The sequence below is a fragment of the Pseudomonas fluorescens genome, assembly GCF_902497785.1.
GTDB classification, from domain to species: Bacteria; Pseudomonadota; Gammaproteobacteria; order Pseudomonadales; family Pseudomonadaceae; genus Aquipseudomonas; species Aquipseudomonas fluorescens_BO.
Window position 1 is genome coordinate 132,684 of sequence record NZ_CABVHK010000017.1, and the last position, 24,715, is coordinate 157,398.

Genomic DNA, 24,715 nt, shown 5'->3' on the forward strand with positions numbered 1-24,715 from the left:
ACTGGCCCGCTAACGGGCAAGCAGGTGCAGCCAAAACCCAACTGCAAAAAGGAGAGCGCTATGCGCACTGTCATTTTGCGTCGTGGTCTGGTCGCTCTGTTTGCTGCGGCTGTGTCCTTCGGCGCCATTACTCAAGCTCAGGCCGAGACCCTACGGATCGGTTATCAAAAGTACGGCACGCTGGTGCTGCTCAAAGCCAAAGGCACCCTGGAAAAACGCCTCGCCGCCCAAGGCGTGGACGTGCAATGGACTGAATTCCCCGGCGGCCCGCAACTGCTTGAAGGCCTGAACGTCGGCTCCATCGACTTCGGTGTCACCGGCGAAACGCCTCCGGTATTTGCTCAGGCCGCCGGCGCCGATCTGCTCTACGTGGCCTACGAACCGCCAGCGCCGCACAGCGAAGCGATCCTCGTGCCGAAGGACTCGTCGATCCAATCGGTGAAGGAGCTCAAGGGCAAGAAAGTCGTCTTGAACAAAGGCTCCAACGTGCACTACCTGCTGGTTCGCGCTCTGGAAGACGCCGGCCTCAAATACACCGACATCCAGACCGTATTCCTACCGCCGGCCGATGCCCGCGCCGCCTTCGAGCGTGGCAGTGTCGATGCCTGGGTGATCTGGGATCCATACCAGGCGGCCGCCGAACAGCAACTGCAAGCGCGCACCCTGCGCGATGGCCAGGACATTGTCGATAACCACCAGTTCTACCTCGCCACCAAGCCCTATGCACAGAAAAATCCCGAGGTGATCAAGACCCTCGTGGAAGAAGTGCGCGCGGTTGGCGAATGGGCCAAGGCCAACCCGGAAGACGTAACCAGACAGGTTTCGCCACTGCTCGGCCTGCCGGCAGACATCACCCTGACCTCGATGAAACGCCAAGGCTATGGAGCGCTGTTCCTGACCCCGGAAGTGGTCGCCGCGCAACAGAAAATTGCCGACAGCTTCTATCAGCTCAAGCTGATTCCGAAACCGTTGAGCATCAAAGACGTGATCTGGACGCCGCCGGCAGCCGTTGCCAAAGCGCACTAATTCGAACCCCCAAGGAGACCACTCCATGAGCCTCAACATCTTCTGGTTCCTGCCCACCCACGGCGACGGCCATTACCTTGGCACCAGCGAAGGCGCTCGCGCCGTCGATCACGGTTACCTGCAACAAGTCGCGCAAGCGGCGGATCGTCTGGGCTTCGGCGGGGTGTTGATTCCCACCGGCCGCTCCTGCGAAGACTCGTGGTTGGTGGCGGCGTCGCTGATCCCGGTGACCCAGCGCCTGAAATTCCTCGTCGCCCTGCGCCCCGGGATCATTTCCCCGACAGTGGCAGCACGTCAGGCGGCAACACTCGATCGCTTGTCCGGCGGGCGGGCGCTGTTTAACCTGGTCACCGGCGGTGATCCGGAGGAACTGGCTGGCGACGGCTTGTTCCTCAGCCACGAAGAACGCTATCAGGCCTCGGTGGAATTCACCCGCATCTGGCGCCGCGTGCTGGAAGGCGAGACCGTTGATTACGACGGTCAGCACATCAGCGTCAAAGGCGCCAAGCTGCTCTATCCGCCGATCCAGCAACCGCGTCCGCCGCTGTACTTCGGTGGCTCGTCGGAGGCGGCGCAGGACTTGGCTGCCGAGCAAGTGGAAATGGTCCTGACCTGGGGCGAACCGCCGGCAGCGGTGGCCGAGAAGATCGAGCAAGTGCGCGCCAAAGCCGCGAAACTCGGGCGCACCGTGCGCTTCGGCATTCGTCTGCATGTGATCGTGCGTGAAACCAATGCCGAAGCCTGGCAAGCAGCGGATCGACTGATCTCGCACCTGGACGATGACACCATCGCTCCCGCCCAGGCGTCTCTGGCGCGTTTCGATTCCGTCGGTCAGCAACGCATGGCAGCGCTGCATGGCGGCAGTCGCGACAACCTCGAAGTCAGCCCCAATCTGTGGGCCGGTGTGGGTCTGGTGCGTGGCGGTGCCGGTACGGCATTGGTCGGCGACGGTCCGACCGTGGCTGCCCGCGTGAAGGAATACGCGGACCTGGGCATCGACACCTTCATCTTCTCCGGTTATCCACACCTTGAAGAGTCGTATCGGGTCGCCGAGCTGCTGTTTCCGCATCTGGACATCGAGCGTCCGCAGCTGCCTCAGGGCGCCAACTACGTCAGCCCGTTCGGCGAGATGGTCGCCAACGACATTCTTCCCAAAGCCGCGTCCCAAAGCTGAGGCGCGCCATGAAGAAAACCATTCACACTCTGGCGCCATGGGCGTTGCCGATTCTGCTGTTGGCGGTGTGGCAGTTGTCGGTGTCGGCGGGCTGGTTGTCGACGCGGATTCTGCCGGCGCCAATCGCGGTCATCGAAGCCGGCGTGAGCCTGGTGCGCAGCGGCGAAATCTGGACGCACCTGGCAATCAGCGGCTGGCGCGCGGCGCTGGGATTCACGATCGGCGGCAGTATTGGTCTGGTGCTGGGGTTCATCACCGGCCTGTCGAAATGGGGCGAACGCCTGCTCGACAGCTCGGTGCAGATGATCCGCAACGTGCCGCACCTGGCGCTGATTCCGCTGGTGATCCTATGGTTCGGCATCGACGAATCGGCGAAGATTTTTCTGGTGGCATTGGGCACGTTGTTCCCGATTTACCTCAACACCTATCACGGCATCCGCAACGTCGATCCGGCGCTGGTGGAGATGGCGCGCAGTTATGGCTTGTCCGGTTTCAGCCTGTTCCGTCAGGTGATCCTGCCGGGTGCGTTGCCTTCGATTCTGGTCGGCGTGCGCTTCGCCCTGGGCTTCATGTGGCTGACCTTGATCGTCGCCGAAACCATCTCTGCCAGCTCCGGTATCGGCTACCTGGCCATGAATGCCCGAGAGTTTTTGCAGACCGACGTGGTGGTGCTGGCGATCCTGTTGTACGCAGTGCTTGGCAAGCTTGCCGACCTTGCGGCCCGTGGACTGGAACGTGTCTGGCTGCGTTGGCATCCGGCGTACCAGGTTGCCAAAGGAGGTGCCGCATGACCGCTCAACAACCTCCACGCCTGCTGCGCGGGATACCGCTGGTGGTGCGCAAACTGCAAAAGACCTTCGGCTCGCGGCAGGTGTTGCGCGAGATCGATCTGCACATTCCGGCCGGTCAATTCGTTGCCGTGGTAGGGCGCAGCGGTTGCGGTAAAAGCACCCTGTTGCGCTTGCTCGCCGGTCTCGATAAACCCACCGGTGGTGAGCTGCTGGCCGGCTCCGCGCCGCTGGGCGATGCGCGACAAGACACGCGATTGATGTTTCAGGAAGCGCGTCTGCTGCCGTGGAAAAAAGTCATCGACAACGTCGGTCTCGGGCTCAAGGGCAACTGGCGTCCGCAAGCGCTGGACGCGCTGGAATCGGTTGGCCTGGCGGACCGCGCCAATGAGTGGCCGGCGGCGCTGTCCGGTGGGCAGAAGCAACGCGTGGCCCTGGCCCGCGCGCTGATCCATCAGCCGCGTCTGCTGTTGCTCGACGAGCCACTGGGCGCGCTGGATGCCCTGACCCGGATTGAAATGCAGCAACTGATCGAGCGGCTCTGGCAGAAGCATGGTTTCACCGTGCTGCTGGTGACCCACGACGTCAGTGAAGCGGTGGCGATTGCCGACCGGGTGATCCTGATCGAAGAGGGCGAAGTTGGCCTCGACCTGCACGTGGAGCTGCCGCGCCCTCGGGTTCGTGGCTCCCATCGGCTGGCGGCGCTGGAGACCGAAGTCCTCAATCGCGTCCTCGCGTTACCCGGCCAACCGCCGGAACCGGAACCCGTTTCACCCTTGCCTACGCAATTGCGCTGGGCTCAATAACTCAAGCCTCATCCAACGACAGGAATCAACATCATGACTATCAAAGCCATCAACGTTCGTAACCAGTTCAAAGGCTCGATCAAGGAAATCGTATTGGGTGACGTGCTGTCGGAAATCGACGTGCAGACCGCTTCCGGCATCGTCACTTCGGTGATTACCACTCGTTCGGTGAAAGAGCTGGAGCTGGTCGTCGGCAGCGAAGTGATCGCGTTTGTGAAATCCACCGAGGTATCGATCGCCAAGTTGTAAGGGCGTCAGTCAAAAGATCGCAGCCTTCGGCAGCGCCTACAGAGGATGCTTACACCTGTAGGAGCTGCCGAAGGCTGCGATCTTTCAAAGCGCGCCGCGCTTGTGCAGATACGGGGGCAGATACAGCCCCAGATAAGCATCAAACACACGCATCCCTTCCTCGGCCATGCGCGGCGTGATTTGCCCATGCTGTTGCACCGAGCGCGCATACACCCGATCACCCAACTCCATGGCCAGCGCAAACACATCGACATCGGTCGGCAGCTTCGGCAGTTCGAAATGATGATCGAACAGTTTGTGCATCAGGTCGCCCAGTTCAATGTCGTGCTGGCGGTCGGCCTGGGTGACTTCGGTCAGGCCGTGTTGCGCGAGGATCAGTTGGCGGGCGGCGGCGTCCTGGTCGTAGATGTCGAGCATGCGTTGTTCCACCAGCCGCGAGAGGTCGCGCCAACCGCTTAGCGCGTGGTGGTCGATGGGCGCTTGCAGGCAAGCGCGGAAGGCGGCATGGACGTCGGCGGTCAGCGCTTCGAGCAGGGCCGGGACACTGGCGAAGAAGTGGTAGACGGAGGAGGGCGGAATCTCCGCGCGCTCGGCGACGCTGTAGATCGACAGACTGGCCACGCCCTCGGCGGCCAGCAGCGTGCGGGCGGCATCGAGTATCGAATCGATCCGGGCCTGGCTGCGGGCGCGGGGTTTGCGAACGGTGGCGAGTCGGGTCATTGAAGTCTCCTGCGGGGCAGCGGGCATTGTACGAGCAGGCACCTGTGTTGTCTGCCTGGCCGCCATCGCGAGCAAGCTCGCTCCCACAGTTGATCTTCAGCGAAATGAAATTTGAGTAAGCAGGAAGTCCTTGTGGGAGCGAGCTTGCTCGCGATCCGCCGCAGGCGGCCATAAAAAAACGCCGTCGGCCTTATCAGCCGACGGCGTTCTTTTTTACTGCAATCGCGTTAAACGGTATGCAGATACCAGTTGTACTCAAGGTCGGAGATGGAGTGTTCGAACTCTTCCAGCTCACTTTCCTTGCAGGCCACGAAGATATCGATGTATTTCGGATCGATGTACCTGGCCATGACTTCGCTGTCGTCCAGCTCGCGCAGTGCATCGCGCAGGTTGTTCGGCAGGCTTTGCTCGTTCTGCTCGTAGGAGTTGCCTTCCACGGGCGCGCCCGGCTCGATCTTGTTGGTCAGGCCGTGGTGCACGCCCGCCAGCACCGAAGCCATCAACAGGTACGGGTTGGCGTCGGCGCCGGCCACGCGATGCTCGATACGCACGGCATCGGAGGAACCGGTCGGCACGCGGATCGCCACGGTGCGGTTGTCCAGGCCCCAGCACGGCGAGTTCGGCACGTAGAACTGTGCGCCGAAACGACGGTAGGAGTTGACGTTCGGGCAGAGGAAAGCCATCTGCGCGGGCAGGGTCTCGAGCACACCGCCGATCGCGTGACGCAGTGCGGCGTTCTGCTCGGGATCCTCGCTGGCAAAAATGTTTTTGCCATCTTTATCAAGAATCGAGATGTGCACGTGCAGACCATTGCCCGCCTGGCCCGGGTAAGGCTTGGCCATGAACGTGGTGTCCATTTCATGGTCGTAGGCGATGTTTTTGATCAGGCGCTTGAGCAGGACTGCGTAGTCGCACGCCTTGATCGGGTCGGCCACGTGGTGCAGGTTCACTTCAAACTGCGCCGGGGCACTTTCCTTGACGATCGCGTCGGCCGGGATGCCTTGCTCTTTCGCACCTTCCAGAATGTCCTGGAGGCAGTCGACGTATTCGTCGAGGTCGTCGATCAGGTAGACCTGTGTCGAATGCGGGCGCTTACCGGACACTGGCGAGCGTGGCGGCTGCGGACGACCGTTCACGTTCTCCTGGTCGATCAGGTAGAACTCCAGTTCGAATGCGGCGCAGATGGTCAGGCCCATTTCGTCGAACTTGCGCACGACATTGGCCAGCACTTCTCGCGGGTCGGCAAAGAACGGCTGGCCTTCGAGCTCGTGCATGGTCATCAACAGTTGCGCGGTCGGGCGCTTCTGCCAGGGCTCATTGCACAGGGTGTCAGGGATTGGATAGCAGATTCGGTCAGCATCGCCGATGTCCAGGCCCAGGCCGGTGCTTTCCACCGTCGAACCGTTGATATCCAGAGCAAATAGAGAGGCCGGCAGGTTGATGCCTTTCTCGTAAACCTTGTGGAGACTGGTGCGTTCAATGCGCTTGCCGCGCACCACACCATTCATATCCGCAATCAGAAGGTCAACGTACAGAACCTCAGGATGTTCCTTAAGGAACGCGTTCGCTTCGTTAAGCTGAACGGCACGCGGGGGTACCGACATGATGCAACACCTTTGTTGTTAAAAATATCAATCATTGATCTCTTCGGGTTTCAGTCAACCCGAACGGCATGCCGAAGTCAAGCGAGGCCTTTTTTGCCCTAAAAAAGCGCCCGTGAGGCTTTTTTGAGGCACTTTGGGGCGTTTTTATGCCATTGAGCGCTTTGCCGTCCGCGGGCTTGAGCGGGCCGTGTTGTATTTTTTACGGGGGTGTTGTGTAAAAAAATGAACAAGGCTAAGCTCGATTCAAACCCATAACAGCAATAATACCGGGGTGCTTCATGTCTCGCCTGCCGTTAATCGGCGTCGCCATCTGCTCCAGGCAGATCGGTCTGCATGCTTATCACATCAGTGGCGATCGTAACGCTCACGCCAAGGCCCGTATTGCCCAAGGCGTGCCGTCGACTCTGCCTTCCCCGGCGTTCCTGCTGGCTCCGTCCGATATTCTGGACGGTCTGCACGACAATCTGTTTACGGCTCATCCTTCCAATATAGAACTGTTTTACCTTGGCAGCCCGACCAACGCGTCGGCGGCTGCTCATGATTCTGCACGCACGACTAAATTTTCGCTCGCTGCGCCGCTGCCCTGACGGGTATTGGTACGCGGCAGTTGCAGTGTCAATCTGTACCAAGCGACGCCGATGCGTCAAACAACGCCTGACTTATAAGAGTCAGGAAACTCAGCCTAAGAGGCATTTATGAGTAACAACCTCGACCAGCTCACCGATTGGTTGAAAGACCACAAGATCACAGAAGTCGAATGCATGATCGCCGACTTGACCGGGATCACCCGGGGCAAGATTTCGCCGACCAACAAGTTCATTGCTGAAAAGGGCATGCGCCTGCCCGAGAGCGTTCTGCTGCAGACCGTGACCGGCGACTATGTCGAAGACGACATCTATTACGAACTGCTCGACCCGGCCGACATCGACATGATCTGCCGCCCCGACCAGAACGCAGTGTACGTGGTGCCGTGGTCCATCGAGCCGACCGCTCAGGTGATCCACGACACCTACGACAAGCAAGGCAACCCGATTGAGCTGTCGCCGCGCAACGTGCTCAAGAAAGTCTTGAAACTCTATGCCGACAAGGGCTGGCAGCCGATCGTGGCGCCGGAAATGGAGTTTTACCTGACCAAGCGCAGCGACGACCCGGACTACCCGTTGCAACCGCCGATTGGCCGTTCCGGGCGCCCGGAAACCGGCCGTCAGTCGTTCTCCATTGAAGCGGCCAACGAATTCGATCCGCTGTTCGAAGACGTCTACGACTGGTGCGAATTGCAGGAGCTGGACCTCGACACGCTGATCCACGAGGACGGCACGGCGCAGATGGAAATCAACTTCCGTCACGGCGATGCCCTGTCGTTGGCCGACCAGATTCTGATCTTCAAGCGCACCATGCGCGAAGCTGCGCTCAAGCACGATGTGGCGGCGACCTTCATGGCCAAGCCCATGACCGGCGAGCCCGGCAGTGCGATGCACTTGCACCAGAGCATCATCGACATGGAGACCGGCAAAAACGTGTTCTCCAATGAAGACGGGACCATGAGCCAGTTGTTCCTGCACCACATCGGTGGCTTGCAGAAACTGATCCCCGAACTGTTGCCGCTGTTCGCCCCGAACGTGAACTCGTTCCGCCGCTTCCTGCCGGATACCTCGGCGCCGGTGAACGTGGAGTGGGGCGAAGAGAACCGCACCGTGGGCCTGCGGGTTCCGGATGCCGGGCCGCAAAACCGTCGGGTGGAAAACCGCCTGCCGGGTGCCGACGCCAACCCTTACCTGGCGATTGCCGCGAGCCTGCTGTGCGGCTATATCGGCATGGTCGAAGGCCTGAACCCGAGTGCGCCGGTGGTGGGGCGCGGCTATGAACGCCGCAACCTGCGCCTGCCACTGACCATCGAAGACGCGCTGGAACGCATGGAAAACAGCGCGACCATCGAGAAGTACCTGGGCAAGAAATTCATCACTGGCTACGTCGCGGTCAAGCGGGCCGAGCATGAAAACTTCAAGCGCGTCATCAGCTCATGGGAGCGGGAATTCCTGCTCTTCGCCGTCTGATGCGCCGGGCGCCGCTGACGCTAGCGGCGCTTTCACCGAAATCTTTAGGAGAATTCGCATGACCAGCAACAACCCGCAAACCCGTGAATGGCAAGCCCTGAGCAATGATCATCACCTGGCGCCGTTCAGCGACTTCAAGCAGCTGAAAGAGAAAGGCCCGCGGATCATCACCAGCGCCAAAGGCGTTTACCTCTGGGACAGCGAAGGCAACAAGATCCTCGACGGCATGGCCGGCCTGTGGTGCGTAGCGATTGGCTACGGTCGCGATGAACTGGCGGATGCTGCCAGCAAACAGATGCGCGAACTGCCTTACTACAACCTGTTCTTCCAGACCGCTCACCCGCCGGTGCTGGAACTGGCCAAAGCCATTGCCGATATCGCGCCAGAGGGCATGAACCATGTGTTCTTCACCGGTTCCGGTTCCGAAGGCAACGACACCATGCTGCGCATGGTCCGCCATTATTGGGCGATCAAGGGTCAGCCGAACAAGAAAGTCATCATCAGCCGCAAGAACGGCTATCACGGTTCCACCGTGGCCGGCGCGAGCCTGGGTGGCATGACTTACATGCACGAACAGGGCGACTTGCCGATCCCGGGCATCGTCCACATTGCCCAGCCTTACTGGTTCAGTGAAGGCGGCGACATGACACCGGAAGAGTTCGGTGTGTGGGCGGCGAATCAGCTGGAAGAAAAAATTCTCGAAGTCGGCGTGGACAACGTCGGTGCGTTTATTGCCGAGCCGATTCAGGGCGCCGGCGGCGTGATCATTCCGCCAGAGACCTACTGGCCGCGCATCAAGGAAATCCTCGCCAAGTACGACATCCTGTTCGTGGCGGACGAAGTGATCTGTGGCTTCGGCCGCACCGGCGAGTGGTTCGGTACTGATTTCTACGGCCTCAAGCCCGACATGATGACCATCGCCAAAGGCCTGACGTCCGGCTACATCCCGATGGGTGGGTTGATCGTGCGTGATGAGGTGGTCGCAGTGCTCAACGAGGGCGGCGATTTCAACCATGGCTTCACCTATTCCGGGCACCCGGTGGCCGCTGCGGTGGCGCTGGAAAATATCCGCATCCTGCGCGAAGAAAAAATTATCGAGCGCGTTCATGCGGAAACGGCACCCTATTTGCAAAAGCGTCTGCGGGAGCTGAGCGATCACCCGTTGGTGGGGGAAGTGCGTGGGGTCGGTCTGTTGGGGGCCATCGAACTGGTTCAGGACAAGGCCACGCGCAAGCGTTATGAAGGCAAGGGCGTCGGCATGATTTGCCGCACGTTCTGCTTCGACAACGGCCTGATCATGCGTGCCGTGGGCGACACCATGATCATTGCTCCGCCGCTGGTGATTACCAAGGCTGAAATCGATGAGCTGGTGACCAAGGCACGCAAGTGTCTGGACCTGACCCTGAGTGCATTGCAGGGCTAAGTGCTAGGCTCTGAGCGGGGTGTGAAGTTTGCATGTCGCTCGGGGCAAATAAAGGATCGGACTTTCCTTGAAAGCCTGCCTTGGATCTTGCCAGACTACCCACCGTTCGGAAGCCCGGGAAGTGGCCGCCGGCACGTGGTTAAAAAGAATAATCGGAGCATTACCCATGAAGGCATTAGGTATGAAGATAGCTGGCAAGACCCTCCTCGCCATGTCCCTGATGGGCGTGATGGCGGGCGCAGTTCAGGCGGATGACAAGGTTCTTCACGTGTACAACTGGTCCGATTACATCGCACCGGACACCGTCAAGAAGTTCGAAGCCGAGTCGGGGATCAAGGTTGTCTACGACGTATTCGACAGCAACGAAACCCTGGAAGCCAAGTTGCTGGCAGGCAAGTCCGGCTACGACATCGTCGTACCGTCGAACAACTTCCTGGCCAAGCAGATCAAGGCCGGCGTTTACCAGAAGCTCGACAAGTCCAAGCTGCCTAACTGGAAAAACCTGAACACAGACCTGCTCAAAGCGGTGTCGGTGAGTGACCCGGGCAACGAACATGCGTTCCCGTACATGTGGGGTTCGATCGGTATCGGTTTCAACGCCGAGAAGGTCAAGGCTGCACTGGGTGCCGATGCACCGACCAATTCCTGGGACCTGATCTTCAAACCTGAAAACGCCGCGAAGTTGAAATCGTGCGGGATCAGCGTCCTCGATTCGCCAACCGAGATGATTCCGGTGGCGTTGCATTACCTGGGCTATCCAACCGACAGCCAGGACAAAAAACAACTGGCCGAAGCCGAAGCGCTGTTCCTGAAAGTTCGTCCTTCGATCGGTTACTTTCACTCGTCCAAGTACATCTCCGACCTGGCCAACGGCAACATCTGCGTGGCCATCGGTTACTCGGGTGACATCTACCAGGCCAAGTCCCGCGCGGCTGAAGCCGGTGACAAGGTGAAAGTCAGCTACAACATTCCGAAGGAAGGTGCCGGCAGCTTCTACGACATGGTCGCCATCCCTAAAGATGCCGAAAACGTCGAAGGCGCCTACAAGTTCATGACCTTCCTGATGAAGCCGGAAATCATGGCTGAAATCACCGACGCCGTGCGCTTCCCGAACGGTAACGCGGCGGCCACCCCGCTGGTTGCTAAAGACATTACCGGCGACCCGGGCATCTACCCACCTGCGGACGTGTTGGCCAAGCTGTACGCGATTGCCGATTTGCCGGCCGCAACCCAACGCATCCTGACGCGCAGCTGGACCAAGATCAAATCGGGTAAATAACCTTTGTAGGAGCGAGCTTGCTCGCGAAGAACTCAAGAGCGACGCGGGGCATCAGGTTCCCCGCGTTAACGTTGACGACCATCGCGAGCAAGCTCGCTCCTACAGATACAAATGCATAAAAGTTTTGCTGGATCGGTTTTTCGAGGGTAAGTTGCGCGCCGGTTTGTTGCTGGGCAGCTACGACTGTCATGTAACGCGGGGCAACTTGGGCCCAACTAATTTTAGAGGACCTCCACTTGCCTATTTCTTCTTTGTTGCGCAATGCATTCCTGGCGGGCGCCGGGCTGACAATGGCTGTCAGTGTCCAGGCCGCGGGTACCGTGCATATTTATAACTGGTCGGATTACATCGGTTCGACCACCCTGGCCGACTTCCAGAAAGAGACGGGCATCAAGCCGGTCTATGACGTCTTCGATTCCAACGAAACCCTGGAAGGCAAGTTGCTGGCCGGGCGTACCGGTTACGACGTGGTCGTGCCGTCCAACCACTTCCTTGGCAAGCAGATCAAGGCGGGCGCGTTCCAGAAGCTCGACAAGTCGAAGTTGCCGAATTATTCCAACCTCGATCCGGTGCTGCTCAAGCGTCTGGAGCAAAACGATCCGGGTAACCTGTACGCCGTGCCGTACCTGTGGGGCACTAACGGCATCGGTTACAACGTCGAGAAAATCAAGGCTGTGCTGGGCGTCGACAAGATCGATTCCTGGGCGACGGTGTTCGAGCCGGAAAATATCAAAAAGCTGCACAGCTGCGGTGTCGCGTTCCTCGATTCCGCCGATGAAATGATGCCCACCGTCCTCAACTACATGGGCCTCAACGCCAACAGCACCAACCCCGAAGATTACAAAAAGGCCGAAGCCAAGTTGCTCGCAGTGCGGCCTTACGTGACGTACTTCCATTCTTCCAAATACATCGCCGACCTGGCCAATGGCGACATCTGCATCGCCATCGGTTTTTCCGGCGACATGTTCCAGGCCAAGGCGCGCGCGGCCGAAGCCGGCAAAGGCGTGGACGTGGCCTACAGCATTCCCAAAGAGGGCGGTGCGCTGTGGTTCGACATGCTGGCGATTCCGAAGGATTCGAGCAACGTCAAAGAGGCCCACGCGTTCATCAACTATCTGTTGAAACCCGAGGTGATCGCACAGGTCAGTGATTCGGTTGGCTATGCGAACCCCAACCCTGCCTCGGACAAACTGATGGACCAGTCCATCCGCACCGACGAGTCGGTTTATCCACCGCAAGCAGTCCTCGACAAGACTTACGTGTCGATCGAGTTACCACCAAACATTCAACGTTTGATGACCCGCAGCTGGACCAAGGTCAAGTCGGGGAAATAGCTTCAAGGCTCAAACTATCCAAGGTTGGCTCACCTTGAGCGAACTGCACTCTTTTTGTTGGGAGTTTCGTAAATGGCAGTTGCCTCCGGCGCCTATAAGAAAGCCCTCGAGGGCGACCAGACACCGAAACAGGTGTTGGTCAAAATCGACCGGGTCACGAAGAAGTTCGACGAGACGATTGCCGTGGACGATGTGTCCCTGGAAATCAAGAAAGGCGAGATCTTCGCCCTGCTCGGCGGTTCGGGATCGGGCAAGTCCACGTTGCTGCGCATGCTCGCAGGCTTCGAACGGCCCACGGAGGGGCGCATTTTCCTCGATGGCGTCGACATCACCGACATGCCGCCGTACGAGCGTCCGATCAACATGATGTTCCAGTCGTACGCCTTGTTCCCGCACATGACTGTGGCGCAGAACATCGCCTTCGGCCTCAAGCAGGATAAGCTGCCCGCGGCTGAGGTCGATGCCCGTGTCGCAGACATGCTCAAGCTGGTGCAGATGTCGCAGTACGCCAAGCGCAAGCCGCATCAATTGTCCGGTGGCCAGCGCCAGCGTGTGGCGCTGGCGCGCTCCCTGGCCAAGCGTCCGAAGCTGTTGCTGCTCGACGAGCCAATGGGCGCGCTGGACAAAAAGCTGCGCTCGCAAATGCAGCTGGAGCTGGTCGAGATCATCGAGCGCGTCGGCGTGACCTGCGTCATGGTGACCCACGACCAGGAAGAGGCCATGACCATGGCCGAGCGCATCGCGATCATGCACCTGGGCTGGATCGCCCAGATCGGCAGCCCGATCGACATCTACGAAACCCCGACCAGCCGCCTGGTCTGTGAATTCATCGGCAACGTCAACATCTTCGACGGCGAAGTGATCGACGACGCCGAAGGCCACGCAATCATCACCTGCAAGGACCTCGACCGGCAGATCTACGTCGGCCACGGCATCAGCACGTCGGTGCAGGACAAATCCGTGACTTACGCGATTCGTCCGGAAAAACTGCTGGTCACTCCGACCATGCCGACCTGCCAATACAACTGGTCCAGCGGCAAGGTGCATGACATCGCCTACCTCGGTGGTCACTCGGTGTTTTACGTCGAGTTGCCGAGCGGCAAGATCGTTCAGTCGTTCGTGGCCAACGCCGAACGCCGTGGCCAGCGCCCGACCTGGGGCGACCAGGTTTACGTGTACTGGGAAGACGACAGCGGCGTGGTACTGCGCTCATGAACATGCGCAAATTCAAACGCCGTCTCAACCGAATAATTCCCGGTGGCCGCCAGTTGGTCATCGGGGTTCCGTTCATCTGGCTGTTCCTGTTCTTCATGCTGCCGTTCTTCATCGTCCTGAAGATCAGCTTCGCCGAAGCCGATGTGGCCATTCCACCGTACACCGAGATCTACACCTTCGTTGACCAGAAGCTGCAGGTGCTGCTCAACCTCGGCAACTACGCCATGCTCGGTGACGATGAGTTGTACATCGCCGCCTACCTCGGCTCGCTGAAGATGGCGCTGATCAGCACCGTCCTGTGCCTGCTGATCGGCTACCCGATGGCCTACGCCATCGCCAGCGCCCGTAAAGAGATGCAAACGGTGCTGGTGCTGTTGATCATGATGCCGACCTGGACCGCGATTCTGATCCGCGTGTACGCGTGGATGGGCATCCTCAGCAACAACGGCCTGCTCAACGGTTTCCTGATGACCATGGGCTGGATCGACGAACCGCTGCAAATCCTCAACACCAACCTCGCGGTGTACATCGGTGTTGTGTATTCGTACTTGCCGTTCATGATCCTGCCGCTCTACGCCAACCTGGTGAAGCACGACAACAGCCTGCTGGAAGCCGCGTCGGACCTGGGTTCGAGTACCTTCAACAGCTTCTGGAAAATCACCATTCCCCTGTCCAAGAACGGCATCGTCGCGGGTTGCATGCTGGTGTTCATCCCGGTGGTGGGGGAGTTCGTGATCCCGGAACTGCTTGGCGGTCCGGAAACCCTGATGATCGGTAAAGTGCTCTGGCAAGAATTCTTCAATAACCGTGACTGGCCGGTGGCGTCCGCTCTCGCCGTAGTGATGCTGCTGATCCTGATCGTGCCGATCATCCTGTTCAACCGTAGCCAGGCCAAAGAAATGGAGGGCAAGGAATGAAGCGCTTCCGTTTCTCGAGTTTTATGCTGGTAGTGGGGCTGCTGTTCATCTACGCGCCGATGCTGATCCTGGTGATCTACTCGTTCAACGCCTCGAAACTGGTGACGGTGTGGGGCGGCTGGTCGATCAAGTGGTACGTCGGCTTGATGGACAACACGCAATTGATGGGCTCGGTGGTGCGCTCGCTGGAAATCGCCTGCTACACGGCGGTGGCAGCGGTGGCGTTGGGCACATTGGCGGCGTTCGTCCTGACTCGCATCACCCACTTCAAGGGTCGCACGCTGTTCGGTGGTCTGGTCACGGCGCCGCTGGTCATGCCCGAAGTGATCACCGGTCTGTCGCTGTTGCTGCTGTTCGTGGCGATGGCGCAGATGATCGGCTGGCCACAGGAACGCGGCATCGTCACCATCTGGATCGCCCACACCACGTTCTGTGCGGCGTATGTGGCGGTGGTGGTCTCGGCGCGCTTGCGTGAGCTGGACCTGTCCATCGAAGAGGCGGCCATGGACCTTGGCGCGCGGCCGTGGAAGGTGTTCTTTTTGATCACCATCCCGATGATCGCGCCCTCGCTCGGTGCGGGCGGCATGATGTCGTTCGCGCTGTCGCTGGATGATCTGGTGTTGGCCAGCTTCGTGTCGGGGCCGGGATCGACGACCCTGCCGATGGAAGTGTTCTCGGCGGTGCGCCTGGGCGTGAAGCCTGAGATCAACGCCGTGGCCAGTTTGATTCTGCTGGCGGTGTCGCTGATGACCTTCCTCGTCTGGTTCTTCAGCCGCCGCGCCGAAGAAGCGCGCAAACGCGCGATCCAGCAGGCCATCGAAGAAAGCGCTGCCGACTCATGGAAGCAACCGGACGTGCGTCGCGCACAGCAGGCGCCGGAAGCGGCTTGACTGCAAAAGATCGCAGCCTGCGGCAGCTCCTACAGAGAAATGAATTCTCCTGTAGGAGCTGCCGCAGGCTGCGATCTTTTGATTTTTGGGCCTACGCTGCCCAAGGGGATTTGCGGATGACCTCGACGAAGTTCATCGGTTTGAACCCTGGCTCCTGATCCATCAGCACATCGGTCTTCACGTTGCCAAACGTGGTTTGCGGGCGATGGCGCAGGCCGTCGGCAAAGGCGCAGATGATGCACTCCTTGAACCCTTCACCCCGTGGATGCGCATGCACCACCGCTTCACGCTGCACGTTGGAAAAAGCCGCGTAATCCATGCCCAGCACGTCCATTTCAACCCCGGCAGTCACCAGCGCGACGGTGGGCCGCAGGTGTTGCGGGACACCCGGCGTGGTGTGCAGGGCAATCGATAACCAGACTTGCTCGATATCATCATCGCTCAGCCCGTAAGGCTTGAGGAACGCTGCCGCTGCGTTGGCACCATCGACTTCAAAACGCTCAGCGTCGCTGCGATAACCTTCCACCAGGCCCACGTCATGGAACATCGCACCGACGTACAGCAGCTCCGGGTTGTACGCCAGTTGCTTGCGTTCGCCGCTCAACGCGCCGAACAGAAACACCCGGCGCGAGTGGTGGTAAAGCAGGTCGGATTCGACGTCGCGGATGTATTCCGTGGTGGCACGGGCCAGTGCGCTGTCGGGAATTTTGATACCGGCGATGGTGCTGCTCATGGTGCTGTCCTCGTGGGGAACGCCGTGGCGGCGCTGATGGAACCAGTCTGTTCCCGGCCCCGACACCGGACAATCGCTGCATGGCTGCGATCCTTGCCAATGAGGATGCATATCGCGCCAACCTCGCTTGTTGGGTGCGGATTGGCTAGGGTGGCGATGCGCGGCCCAAAAAGATCGCAGCCTTCGGTAGCTCCTACAAAGGCACGCGATCCAATGTAGGAGCTGCCGAAGGCTGCGATCTTTTTCACATTCAAGGTCGGAATTTGAACCATGCAAAAAACCGTCGCCATCGTGGTCTTCGCCGGCGTCCAGTCGCTGGACGTGACCGGTCCCATGGATGTGTTTTCCGAGGCCAATCGTTTCCTGGCACCCCAGGATCACTATCGGCTGGAAGTGATCGGCGTGGAGCGCGGGATGATGCCGTGCTCCAACGGTTTGTCGCTCAATGCCCATCGACATTACAGCGAGGCATTGGAGGCCTACGATTTGTTGCTGGTGCCCGGGGGACCGCAGTTGCCGTTCATGGATTTCGGTGCGGCGTTCGATGCCTGGTTGCGCGATGCGAGCGCGTTGGCGCAACGTTTTGGCTCGATCTGCAACGGCGCGTTCATGCTCGCCCGCGCCGGTTTGCTCGAAGGGCGGACGGTGACGACTCACTGGGGCGATGCAGCCGCGCTGGCGGCGTTGTGCCCGACGACGCAGGTCGACGCGGATCGCTTGTACGTGCAGGACGGCGAGCTCTACACCTCGGCGGGGGTGACGGCGGGGATTGATTTGTCGTTGTACCTGCTGGCGCGCGATCACGGGCCGGAAGTGGCATTGAGCGTGGCCAAGCGACTGGTGGTGTTCACGCAACGCTCAGGCGGGCAATCGCAGTTCAGCCCGTTCCTTACGCCCCATGCCGAACCGACATCGGCGGTGGCACTGGTTCAGCTTTATGTGCTGGCCAATCTCACGGGCGATCTGAGCATTGCTGATCTGGCCAACGCCGCCAACATGAGCGCCCGCAACTTTTCCAGAGTGTTTGCCAAAGAGGCGAAAATCACTCCGGCAGAATTTGTCGAGCGGGCGAGGGTGGATGCGGCGCGGGTGATGCTGGAAAGCACCCGTGCGCCGCTGAAGACCGTGGCCTATCAGTGCGGGTTCCGTGATGCCCAGCACATGCGTAGCGTGTTCAACCGGCGGCTGGGGGTGACGCCGCAGCAGTTCAGGTTGAATTTTGCGGCGATGGTTTGAACATGCATTGATGTTCCCTGTCAGGCCGCCATCGCGAGCAAGCTCGCTCCCACATTGGAATGCGTCCCCCTATGGGAGCAAGCTCGCTCCCACATTGGAATGCGTCCCCCTGTGGGAGCGAGCTTGCTCGCGATGGCGGCAGCCAAGACAACAAAGATCTACTGCGCAGCCCGCGCCGGCAACAGCTTCAACGTACTGCGCGTATTCGCCGCCACTTCCTCTTCATTCAGATACGCCTGGAAGTACACCCCTTCGACATACGCCTCAGCCTGGTCGTCAAAATGCCGGTCAAATGGCACGCCACTCTGGCCCACCGGATTCACGGTCAAGCTGTGGGCCGGGTCGGCGAAGTCGATCAGGCGTCGGGTCGACGGCCCGTAAGTCACCGGCCACGGCGCCGGCCCGATCTTCGCTGACAGGTTGTTCGGCACTTCGTGACTGCCCGGCGCCGCGAACGGCCCGACATTGAACACCCGATCCAGCGGCTTTTGCTGCCCCAGTGGATGACCATGGGTCAGGGTGTGCGCCTTGCCCCACTGCCACTGCGCAAAATCCGCACCCAGCGTGGTCTTGAGGTGAGCGAGGCTCGCTTGCCACGCCACGTTGACCGTCTGCGCACGACTTTCCTTGGCCGGGGTGTTGCGGTTGTCCCACCACGGCGAGTCGGCGTTCGCCGCCAGCCGCGGTAACGCAGCGTCGATCACTCGGGTCGAGAGCAGCGTTTCGAAAAAGTCGTTGCCCAGTTCATCGCGCATCGTTGCGTCAGCCAGGTTGAACAGGAACTGGTTGAACAGCGTGGCGCTGGTGGAATCCAGCGGGTAGTCGCCTGTCCACTGGGCCAGTTGCTCCACCAGTTTCAGTTCCGCTGGATCACTCACCACTTCACGCAGAACTGGCAACAGCGGCGCCAGCAAGCGCGGGCCGTAGGCGGTGGTGGTGCCCAATTGCAGTTTCTGACTGGCCTCCAGATCCCATTTGACGGTTTTGTCGCTGAGCTGGCGATTGAGCTGCTGGCCCCGATCCGCCAGATTGTAGTAACCCGGGATCTCGATACCGACCGGCGACACGGGCTGGAAGTTGGCCGAGACGATGTAACCGCGAGCCGGGTTTTCTTCCTGCGGGTTGGCGCTGAACGGGTAGAAACCGTCCTTGTCCGCTTCAGCGCTGCCGCCGTCAAGAATGAACCACGGACGCACACCCGCCGGGCGTTTCGGCAACTGCGCCGCCGCCCACCAGCCGATGTCACCCTTGGCGTTGGCCCAGACAATGTTCAGGCCCGGTGCCTGGACTTTTGCGGCGGCACTGCGCGCCTTGGCCAGGGTGTCGGCGCGGTTGAGCTGGTAGAAGCCTTCGAGGATCGGGTTCTGGCTTTCGAGGAAACCCCACCACATGGCGATCGGCGTTTTGCCGGCGCTGGTGCCCAACGCATCGTTGACGATCGGACCGTGCGGTGACTGGCGCAGCACCAGCGTCACCGGCGCCTGACCCTTGACCGCGATCTGCTGTTCGCTGGTGACCATGTCCACCCATTGGCCGCGATACCAGATTTGATTCGGGTTGTCCGGGTTGACCTTCTCGGCGATCAGGTCGAGGTCGTCGTTCTGGAACATGGTGATGCTCCAGCCGAAGTCGCGGTTCATTCCCAGCGAGGCGAAGGGCATCAACGCCTGATAGTGACCGTAGAGTTCAAAACCGGGTGACGAGAGATGGGCTTCGTACCACACCGACGGCGCGGAAAAGCGGATATGCGGGTCACCCGCCAGCAGTGGCTTGCCGCTTTTGGTGCGACTGCCGGAAACGACCCAGGCGTTGCTGCCCTCGAACTGCGGCAGGCCGTTCTCGGCCAGAGCCTGTTCACTCAGGCGAGCGAGGGCATTGAGGTCCTTCCAGTCGGCGCTGGCGAGGGGCAGCATGGGGCCGCTCGGGTTTTTCGCCAGCACGCCCTTGGGCTGCCAGTCGAGATCGAAGACGTTCAGATAGTCGGTGCCCAGTTGATCGCGCACATAAGTCAGCAGCGGTTCGGTGCGAAATGCCGCGGCAAAACTGTAGGCCATGTAACCGGCGATGCTGATGGTGTCCTGAGCGGTAAACGGGCGTTTTGAAATGCCCAGTGCATCGAATTCCGCAGGCTTGGCGTGGCTGTCCTGATACTGGTTGATGCCGTCCAGGTAGGCTTGCAGGGCGATGAACGTTGGCGACTGTTTGTCCAGGCCGGCCAGATAGGTTTCGGCGCGTTCGCGAATGCGCAGGCTGCGCATCAGTTTGTCGGTGTCGAGCAGTTTCGGGCCGAGCACTTCGGCCAGTTCACCCCGGGCGAGGCGTCGCAGGACTTCCATCTGGAACAGCCGGTCCTGGGCGTGCACGTAGCCAAGGGCGCGATACAGGTCGGTTTCGTTGTCGGCGCGGATGTGCGGAATGCCGCGCTCGTCGTAGCGAACGGTGACGGAACCTTGCAGGTGTTGCAGTTCAACCATGCCCTGGCGTGTCGGCTGCTTGCTGTAGACGTACCAGCCGACACCGGCGGCGAGCACGACGATCAGCAGGACGAGCGCAGTCAGGAGACGTTTCATGGTGATTCCTTGTTCTTGTTATGAGTGGCAGCAATTCCCTGGCGACACTGTTTAACACGACCTGTCGGATCGGCCCATCACCCGTAGGAGGGATTCTTGTTGCGATGTTTGTCCCTACTTCGGTGTATCGACCGGCCACGGGCAGTAACACCCGACCGCCAGTGTGTGGGTGGCATTCACCGCGCGACCCTCGTTTAACGCCTGCAGGATCGGCTCGATAAAGCTGTTGTTCGAATTGCAGGTCAGGCCTTCGCTGTAAGGGCCGAAATACGCCAGTTTGCCGCGACGGTCCCAGATCGCCACGGCGGGGCTGGCCGGGATCTGTTCGGCCCCTGGGAGGACGCTGAGGGTTTTCAGGCTGCTCAGCGTGCTTGGCAACTGGCCGTGGCTGCCGGGTTTTTGTACCGCGTAAAACTCGACGCCTTGCGCGCCGTAGTGCTCGACGAGTTCGCTCAGGTGTTGCTGATTGCCGACGTTGCACGGGCAGGTGGGGTCCCAGAAATGCACGAGCCGAATCGCGCCGGGGCCGGCGAGGTCGTCGGGCAGGCGCAACGGGTCGCCGGAGAACAGCGCCGTGTGGTCGCTGAAGGCACGCAAGTAGCGTCCCTGAAACCAGTCGTAAGCCGCCCATAAAACACCGGCACACACGAGGACGAGCAGAGTGGCAAGCAGTGGGATGCGGTAAGGCGAACGCATGGGTGTCGATCCTCGAAGGTCGCCCAGCTTGCCATGCTTGCCGCGACAGATGAATATCGCAGGCTTATTAAGTCCGCTTCTTGCTCTGGAATCGCTTATGTCCACCCCTTTCGACCCCGATCATCTGCGTGCCAGCCTGCGGCCACTGGCCGAATGGCAGCCGCTGTCCGTGGAAGGGCTGGCGTACCGGCGGTTCTACGGGCTGGATTTTCCGGCGCGTCAGCTGCGCAGTGCCCTGGGGCGTTTCGAGGTGGGCGGTTATGAGCTGGTCAGCCAGGTCTGGTGGCCGGAGGGGGCCAAGGCGACGCTGTTTATGTTTCACGGTTTCTACGATCACACCGGCCTTTACCGGCATGTGATCGAGTGGGCGCTGGATCAGGGTTTTGTGGTGATCGCCTGCGATTTGCCGGGGCACGGTCTGTCCAGCGGCGAACAGGCGAGCATCAGGGATTTCGCCGAGTATCAGGACACGCTGCAAGGCTTGTTCGCCGAAGCGCAATCGCTGGGCCTGCCGCAGCCGTGGCACTTGTGCGGGCAGAGTACCGGCGGCGCGATTGTGATCGATCATGTGCTCAACCATGGCGCGAACAGTCCGGCCCAGGGCCAGGTGATCCTGCTGTCTCCGCTGGTGAGGCCGCGAGCGTGGGGCTGGTCGCAGCTCAGTTATTACCTGCTCAAGCCATTCGTCAAAGCCATTGCCCGGCGGTTCAGCGAGAACTCCAACGACCCGGATTTCTTGCCGTTCCTGCAAGCCGATCCGTTGCAGCCGCTGCGATTGCCCACGGCGTGGGTGGGCGCGTTGTCGCGGTGGATCAAGCGCATAGAAGCTGCGCCGGGCAGCACGCGCCAGCCGCTGATTGTGCAGGGGCAGGCGGATATGACGGTGGACTGGCAGCACAACCTTGAAGTGTTGAAGGCCAAGTTTGATCGGCCACAGGTGTTGATGTTGCCGCAGGGGCGGCATCATTTGGCGAATGAGACGCTGGAGATGCGTAGAGAGTATTTCGGGTTTTTGACGAAGCGGATTAAGGGCAGGAATTTGTAGCGGCAGTTGTCGCCCCATCGCGGGCAAGCCCGCTCCCACAGTGACTGGTGTTAACCCATTATTTTGTGATTGACACAAAAACCTGTGGGAGCGGGCTTGCCCGCGATGGCGATCTAACTCACGCTGAAGTTTATTGGGTCGGGCTCGCAGGATTCTGCCCCACCGCCAACCCCGCCCGAATCGCCGCCAGCGCCGCCTGGTAATAAGCCTTGCCCTCAGCCGATTCGGCAAACGTAGCAAACTCCTCGAGCTCGTTATCCGACAGGTCGCGATAGACATACAGCAACGTGTTGTTCAGATCGCTGCCGATCTGGTCCATCAAGCGCTGGCGCTGGCCGTTCAACAAGCCTTGTGCCTGACCGCCGCCCAGCAGGCCGGGGATCATCGAACTCAGGCTGTCGGCCGCAACGCCGGCAATCGCCAGACTGACTTCCGCACCGGCCTCACGTGCAGGCAGGGCCTGAGCCAGGTGACCAATGATCAGCATGCGAGTGTCACTCGCCTGAATCTTCGGCAGGCCTTTGGCGTTTTTCGCCAACTGGTCACGACGGGTCGCCAGCAACTCGGCCGCTACGATCTTCTTGCCCAAAGGCGATTGGAAAAACGCCAGTGCCGGGTTTGGATCGGCGAGGGTTTTGCGCAGCTGCGCTTCAGCGCGCTGGTCCACGGCCTGCGGTGCAAAACGCTGGTTGCTGTTGTTCACCAGCGCCTGAAACACGGCGGGCGGCAAGCTGTTCTGGTAGCGCTGCTGAGCGGCGGACAGGGCATCGCTGAAATGCGCACGTTGTTCTGGCCAGCCGGCGACCTTGTACAACTGGTCGTGGCCGTCTGCCCAGGCGGGCAAAGCGCAGAACATCAGCAGTGAGAAAAGCAAGCGACGCATAGGGACTCCTGTCAGCAGGCGACTATTCTCCGTGCGGCATACGGACTTGTCGAGAATTCGTATCAAGCCGCTGCACGGCTCTGTCGGTTTTTCGGGCACAGGAATACTATGCGCGCCATGCCAATATCCTCCGATCACCCGCTGCTGTTACGTATCGTCGACGACCTGGCCGAACACGGCTGGTCGCAGCAGAATATCTTCCTGCCTCTGGGTCTGACCCGGGAACTGGCGGCTGAGTGCCATAAACGTGCTGCCGAGGGTGAACTGGCCCCGGCCGCCGTAGGGCGCGGGCCGACATCGGAAGTGCGTGAAGGGATTCGCGGCGACCACATCCAGTGGATTGAGCCGGGTCAGGCGTTGGCGTGCGACAGTTATCTGCAACTGATGGACAGCCTGCGCGAGGCGATGAATCGCGGGTTGTTTCTGGGGCTCGAAGACTTCGAGAGCCATTTCGCTATGTACCCGCCCGGGGCGTTCTACCTCAAGCATGTCGACCGGTTTCGCGATGACGACCGGCGCACGGTGTCGGCGGTGGTCTACCTCAACGACGCCTGGTTGCCGGAGCACGGCGGTCAGTTGCGCATGTACCTCAAGGATGGCGTCGAATACGATGTAGTGCCTACCGGCGGATGCCTGGTGGTGTTCCTGTCGGGCGAAGTGCCCCACGAAGTCCTGCCCGCGACCCGCGATCGCCTGTCGTTGACCGGGTGGTTCCGGCGCCGTGGCAACGAGCCGTTCTGACCATGCAGAAAATTCTGGTAAGCCGCTGTCTGCTCGGCCACCGCGTGCGTTACGACGGCGGGGCCAGCGGGCCATTCGATCAGCTTCAGCAATGGCTCGACGAAGGTCGCGTCGTGCCGTTGTGCCCGGAGGTGGCCGGCGGATTGCCGACGCCCAGGGCGGCGGCGGAGATTCCGGGCGGGCAGGGCGGTGACGTACTGGATGGTTGGGCGGCGGTGATCACTACCGAGGGCGAAGATGTCAGCGCGCAGTTTCTGAGCGGTGCCTGTCAGGCGTTGGAGCTGGTGCGCAAACACGACATCCGCATCGCCGTGCTCAAGGCCAACAGCCCGTCATGCGGAAATCTGCAGACTTATGACGGCACTTTCAGTGGCGTGAAGGTCAGCGGTGAGGGCGTGACAGCTGCGTTGCTCAAGCGCCACGGCGTTCAAGTGTTCAGTGAACTGGAGTTACCGCAAGCGGCGGCAGCGTTAGCCGCACAAGACTAACGGACCCGCACAAACCCCCTGTAGGCGCTGCCGAGTAAAACGAGGCTGCGATCTTTTGATCTTGTTTTTAAAAGGCAAAGTCAAAAGATCGCAGCCTCGTTTTACTCGACAGCTCCTACGCTCGCTCCCAAAAGGAGACTCCCTTCAGGGCTTGGGCGCAACGTCCGAATCCGCCCCAAACCACTTCTTCTCCAGCGCCGCCATCCGCCCATCCGCCTTGATCCGCTGCAACGCATTCTCCAGGCTGGCGTGGAACGCCGGATTACCCTTCTGAAACGGAATCGCCAGGCTCACCGGTGGCGCGTCTTTGGGCTTGTCTTGCGTCAGCGATTGCACCAGCAGGATCGAACGCGGCTCTTCTTCTTTCTGCGCGATCAATTGCGCATTGGTCTGAATGTAAGGTTCGCTGAAGTCGAAACGATCCTTGAGTTCCGGGGTCACTGCTATGTGGTTGATGGCGACGTCGTACTTGCCGGTTTCAACGCCGCTCAACAGATCGCCGGAATCGGTGACGACGAAGTCGGCCCGCACATCCAGCTCGTGGGCCAGCAGGTGGCCCAATTCCACTTCGAAGCCTGCGAGCTGGCCGTCGTCCTTGAAATTGAAGCGCGGTGTATTAGCCTCAAGGGCAATGCGCAGTTCGCCACGGTCGTTTACATCGTCAATCAATTCGGCATGAGCCAACGGGCTCAAAAGGGGTAGCAGGCAGATCAGGCCAGGCAAAAAGCGCATGGTCACTCCTTTGAATACATTTATCGCGATGCGCTGGTTCAGGCTCGCTTTGCTATGGTTGTCGTGAACCTTCGACAACGAATGGCCGTGAAGTTGTCATGGTCACGCGGAT

The 24,715-nt window shown here is 60.2% G+C and carries 24 protein-coding genes and 1 pseudogene; 17 read left to right on the forward strand and 8 right to left on the reverse strand.

Annotation, left to right across the window (positions count from 1 at the left end):
• The first annotated feature begins 60 nt into the window (after positions 1-60).
• Genes F8N62_RS24075 through F8N62_RS24095 form a run of 5 tightly spaced genes read left to right on the forward strand, consistent with a single transcriptional unit; the run spans position 61 to position 4,043 of the window.
• On the forward strand, positions 61-1,026 hold the full coding sequence (locus F8N62_RS24075) for a sulfonate ABC transporter substrate-binding protein (RefSeq protein ID WP_150713009.1): 966 nt from the start codon (positions 61-63) through the stop codon (positions 1,024-1,026).
• A 25-nt stretch (positions 1,027-1,051) separates the two neighbouring features.
• On the forward strand, positions 1,052-2,200 hold the full coding sequence (ssuD, locus tag F8N62_RS24080) for an FMNH2-dependent alkanesulfonate monooxygenase (protein WP_150713010.1): 1,149 nt from the start codon (positions 1,052-1,054) through the stop codon (positions 2,198-2,200).
• A gap of 8 nt (positions 2,201-2,208) precedes the next feature.
• Positions 2,209-2,991: an aliphatic sulfonate ABC transporter permease SsuC gene (gene ssuC / locus F8N62_RS24085; RefSeq protein ID WP_150713011.1), complete on the forward strand. Its 783-nt coding sequence runs from the start codon at positions 2,209-2,211 to the stop codon at positions 2,989-2,991.
• Positions 2,988-3,794 (forward strand): aliphatic sulfonates ABC transporter ATP-binding protein, encoded by an 807-nt coding sequence (gene ssuB, locus F8N62_RS24090; protein ID WP_150713012.1) that lies wholly within the window; start codon positions 2,988-2,990, stop codon positions 3,792-3,794. The genes ssuC and ssuB overlap by 4 nt, the downstream gene beginning before the upstream one ends.
• Before the next feature lie 33 nt (positions 3,795-3,827).
• Positions 3,828-4,043 carry a TOBE domain-containing protein gene (locus F8N62_RS24095; protein ID WP_003229256.1) on the forward strand — a complete coding sequence of 72 codons (216 nt, stop codon included), beginning with the start codon at positions 3,828-3,830 and terminating at the stop codon, positions 4,041-4,043.
• 84 nt (positions 4,044-4,127) lie between these two features.
• Here the strand turns inward: F8N62_RS24095 and F8N62_RS24100 are convergent, their stop codons facing one another.
• Positions 4,128-4,763, reverse strand: coding sequence for a TetR/AcrR family transcriptional regulator (locus F8N62_RS24100; RefSeq protein ID WP_150713013.1), 636 nt, complete (start codon positions 4,761-4,763; stop codon positions 4,128-4,130).
• Positions 4,764-4,990: 227 nt separating this feature from the next.
• Complete coding sequence (locus F8N62_RS24105) at positions 4,991-6,367, reverse strand: glutamine synthetase family protein (RefSeq protein ID WP_150713014.1); 1,377 nt, start codon at positions 6,365-6,367, stop codon at positions 4,991-4,993.
• Between the two features lie 278 nt (positions 6,368-6,645).
• Here F8N62_RS24105 and F8N62_RS24110 point away from each other — a divergent pair.
• From F8N62_RS24110 to F8N62_RS24125, 4 genes and pseudogenes are all read left to right on the forward strand, one after another.
• Positions 6,646-6,918, forward strand: a pseudogene (locus tag F8N62_RS24110) (glutamine amidotransferase); the annotation flags it as partial.
• A gap of 144 nt (positions 6,919-7,062) precedes the next feature.
• Complete coding sequence (locus F8N62_RS24115; RefSeq protein ID WP_150713015.1) at positions 7,063-8,421, forward strand: glutamine synthetase family protein; 1,359 nt, start codon at positions 7,063-7,065, stop codon at positions 8,419-8,421.
• Between the two features lie 58 nt (positions 8,422-8,479).
• Entirely contained in the window at positions 8,480-9,844 is a 1,365-nt protein-coding gene (locus tag F8N62_RS24120; RefSeq protein WP_150713016.1) for an aspartate aminotransferase family protein, read from the forward strand.
• 181 nt (positions 9,845-10,025) lie between these two features.
• The gene (locus F8N62_RS24125) at positions 10,026-11,123 is read left to right on the forward strand and encodes a polyamine ABC transporter substrate-binding protein (RefSeq protein WP_150713040.1); all 1,098 of its coding nucleotides are present in this window, start codon (positions 10,026-10,028) and stop codon (positions 11,121-11,123) included.
• Here F8N62_RS24125 and F8N62_RS24130 read toward each other — a convergent pair.
• Positions 11,107-11,385: a hypothetical protein gene (locus F8N62_RS24130; RefSeq protein WP_150713017.1), complete on the reverse strand. Its 279-nt coding sequence runs from the start codon at positions 11,383-11,385 to the stop codon at positions 11,107-11,109. The two genes, F8N62_RS24125 and F8N62_RS24130, sit on opposite strands and share 17 nt — an antisense overlap.
• Here F8N62_RS24130 and F8N62_RS24135 point away from each other — a divergent pair.
• The 4 genes from F8N62_RS24135 to F8N62_RS24150 all read left to right on the forward strand — a co-directional run bounded on the left by F8N62_RS24135 (position 11,360) and on the right by F8N62_RS24150 (position 15,479).
• Positions 11,360-12,457, forward strand: coding sequence for a polyamine ABC transporter substrate-binding protein (locus F8N62_RS24135; protein ID WP_150713018.1), 1,098 nt, complete (start codon positions 11,360-11,362; stop codon positions 12,455-12,457). The two genes, F8N62_RS24130 and F8N62_RS24135, sit on opposite strands and share 26 nt — an antisense overlap.
• A 72-nt stretch (positions 12,458-12,529) precedes the next feature.
• A complete protein-coding gene (locus F8N62_RS24140; protein ID WP_150713019.1) occupies positions 12,530-13,672 on the forward strand; it encodes an ABC transporter ATP-binding protein in 1,143 nt (380 codons plus the stop codon).
• Entirely contained in the window at positions 13,669-14,589 is a 921-nt protein-coding gene (locus F8N62_RS24145) for an ABC transporter permease subunit (protein WP_150713020.1), read from the forward strand. Before F8N62_RS24140 ends, F8N62_RS24145 begins: the two co-directional genes overlap by 4 nt.
• Entirely contained in the window at positions 14,586-15,479 is an 894-nt protein-coding gene (locus F8N62_RS24150; protein WP_150713021.1) for an ABC transporter permease subunit, read from the forward strand. The genes F8N62_RS24145 and F8N62_RS24150 overlap by 4 nt, the downstream gene beginning before the upstream one ends.
• A 91-nt stretch (positions 15,480-15,570) precedes the next feature.
• Here F8N62_RS24150 and F8N62_RS24155 read toward each other — a convergent pair whose 3' ends face one another.
• Complete coding sequence (locus F8N62_RS24155) at positions 15,571-16,212, reverse strand: HD domain-containing protein (protein WP_150713022.1); 642 nt, start codon at positions 16,210-16,212, stop codon at positions 15,571-15,573.
• Positions 16,213-16,482: 270 nt separating this feature from the next.
• On the opposite strand from F8N62_RS24155, the gene F8N62_RS24165 reads away from it, so the two are divergent.
• On the forward strand, positions 16,483-17,448 hold the full coding sequence (locus F8N62_RS24165; RefSeq protein ID WP_150713024.1) for a GlxA family transcriptional regulator: 966 nt from the start codon (positions 16,483-16,485) through the stop codon (positions 17,446-17,448).
• Between the two features lie 158 nt (positions 17,449-17,606).
• Here F8N62_RS24165 and F8N62_RS24170 read toward each other — a convergent pair whose 3' ends face one another.
• Positions 17,607-20,018, reverse strand: coding sequence for a penicillin acylase family protein (locus tag F8N62_RS24170; RefSeq protein ID WP_150713025.1), 2,412 nt, complete (start codon positions 20,016-20,018; stop codon positions 17,607-17,609).
• A gap of 114 nt (positions 20,019-20,132) precedes the next feature.
• Entirely contained in the window at positions 20,133-20,714 is a 582-nt protein-coding gene (locus F8N62_RS24175; RefSeq protein WP_150713026.1) for a DUF6436 domain-containing protein, read from the reverse strand.
• Between the two features lie 97 nt (positions 20,715-20,811).
• Here F8N62_RS24175 and F8N62_RS24180 point away from each other — a divergent pair, with 97 nt between their 5' ends.
• Positions 20,812-21,759, forward strand: coding sequence for an alpha/beta hydrolase (locus F8N62_RS24180; protein WP_150713027.1), 948 nt, complete (start codon positions 20,812-20,814; stop codon positions 21,757-21,759).
• Positions 21,760-21,889: 130 nt separating this feature from the next.
• Here F8N62_RS24180 and F8N62_RS24185 read toward each other — a convergent pair whose 3' ends face one another.
• On the reverse strand, positions 21,890-22,642 hold the full coding sequence (locus tag F8N62_RS24185) for a DUF2059 domain-containing protein (RefSeq protein ID WP_150713028.1): 753 nt from the start codon (positions 22,640-22,642) through the stop codon (positions 21,890-21,892).
• Between the two features lie 108 nt (positions 22,643-22,750).
• On the opposite strand from F8N62_RS24185, the gene F8N62_RS24190 reads away from it, so the two are divergent.
• Positions 22,751-23,383 carry a 2OG-Fe(II) oxygenase gene (locus F8N62_RS24190; protein WP_150713029.1) on the forward strand — a complete coding sequence of 211 codons (633 nt, stop codon included), beginning with the start codon at positions 22,751-22,753 and terminating at the stop codon, positions 23,381-23,383.
• Between the two features lie 2 nt (positions 23,384-23,385).
• Positions 23,386-23,871 carry a DUF523 domain-containing protein gene (locus F8N62_RS24195; protein WP_150713030.1) on the forward strand — a complete coding sequence of 162 codons (486 nt, stop codon included), beginning with the start codon at positions 23,386-23,388 and terminating at the stop codon, positions 23,869-23,871.
• Between the two features lie 144 nt (positions 23,872-24,015).
• Here F8N62_RS24195 and F8N62_RS24200 read toward each other — a convergent pair whose 3' ends face one another.
• On the reverse strand, positions 24,016-24,603 hold the full coding sequence (locus F8N62_RS24200) for a transporter substrate-binding domain-containing protein (RefSeq protein WP_150713031.1): 588 nt from the start codon (positions 24,601-24,603) through the stop codon (positions 24,016-24,018).
• Positions 24,604-24,715 lie beyond the last annotated feature (112 nt).

Coding starts and splice junctions, on each gene's coding strand:
- F8N62_RS24075 (WP_150713009.1), top strand. CDS start 61: ATGCGCACTGTCATTTTGCGTCGTGGTCTGGTCGCTCTGTTTGCTGCG.
- ssuD (WP_150713010.1), top strand. CDS start 1,052: ATGAGCCTCAACATCTTCTGGTTCCTGCCCACCCACGGCGACGGCCAT.
- ssuC (WP_150713011.1), top strand. CDS start 2,209: ATGAAGAAAACCATTCACACTCTGGCGCCATGGGCGTTGCCGATTCTG.
- ssuB (WP_150713012.1), top strand. CDS start 2,988: ATGACCGCTCAACAACCTCCACGCCTGCTGCGCGGGATACCGCTGGTG.
- F8N62_RS24095 (WP_003229256.1), top strand. CDS start 3,828: ATGACTATCAAAGCCATCAACGTTCGTAACCAGTTCAAAGGCTCGATC.
- F8N62_RS24100 (WP_150713013.1), bottom strand. CDS start 4,763: ATGACCCGACTCGCCACCGTTCGCAAACCCCGCGCCCGCAGCCAGGCC.
- F8N62_RS24105 (WP_150713014.1), bottom strand. CDS start 6,367: ATGTCGGTACCCCCGCGTGCCGTTCAGCTTAACGAAGCGAACGCGTTC.
- F8N62_RS24115 (WP_150713015.1), top strand. CDS start 7,063: ATGAGTAACAACCTCGACCAGCTCACCGATTGGTTGAAAGACCACAAG.
- F8N62_RS24120 (WP_150713016.1), top strand. CDS start 8,480: ATGACCAGCAACAACCCGCAAACCCGTGAATGGCAAGCCCTGAGCAAT.
- F8N62_RS24125 (WP_150713040.1), top strand. CDS start 10,026: ATGAAGATAGCTGGCAAGACCCTCCTCGCCATGTCCCTGATGGGCGTG.
- F8N62_RS24140 (WP_150713019.1), top strand. CDS start 12,530: ATGGCAGTTGCCTCCGGCGCCTATAAGAAAGCCCTCGAGGGCGACCAG.
- F8N62_RS24145 (WP_150713020.1), top strand. CDS start 13,669: ATGAACATGCGCAAATTCAAACGCCGTCTCAACCGAATAATTCCCGGT.
- F8N62_RS24150 (WP_150713021.1), top strand. CDS start 14,586: ATGAAGCGCTTCCGTTTCTCGAGTTTTATGCTGGTAGTGGGGCTGCTG.
- F8N62_RS24155 (WP_150713022.1), bottom strand. CDS start 16,212: ATGAGCAGCACCATCGCCGGTATCAAAATTCCCGACAGCGCACTGGCC.
- F8N62_RS24165 (WP_150713024.1), top strand. CDS start 16,483: ATGCAAAAAACCGTCGCCATCGTGGTCTTCGCCGGCGTCCAGTCGCTG.
- F8N62_RS24170 (WP_150713025.1), bottom strand. CDS start 20,018: ATGAAACGTCTCCTGACTGCGCTCGTCCTGCTGATCGTCGTGCTCGCC.
- F8N62_RS24175 (WP_150713026.1), bottom strand. CDS start 20,714: ATGCGTTCGCCTTACCGCATCCCACTGCTTGCCACTCTGCTCGTCCTC.
- F8N62_RS24180 (WP_150713027.1), top strand. CDS start 20,812: ATGTCCACCCCTTTCGACCCCGATCATCTGCGTGCCAGCCTGCGGCCA.
- F8N62_RS24185 (WP_150713028.1), bottom strand. CDS start 22,642: ATGCGTCGCTTGCTTTTCTCACTGCTGATGTTCTGCGCTTTGCCCGCC.
- F8N62_RS24190 (WP_150713029.1), top strand. CDS start 22,751: ATGCGCGCCATGCCAATATCCTCCGATCACCCGCTGCTGTTACGTATC.
- F8N62_RS24195 (WP_150713030.1), top strand. CDS start 23,386: ATGCAGAAAATTCTGGTAAGCCGCTGTCTGCTCGGCCACCGCGTGCGT.
- F8N62_RS24200 (WP_150713031.1), bottom strand. CDS start 24,603: ATGCGCTTTTTGCCTGGCCTGATCTGCCTGCTACCCCTTTTGAGCCCG.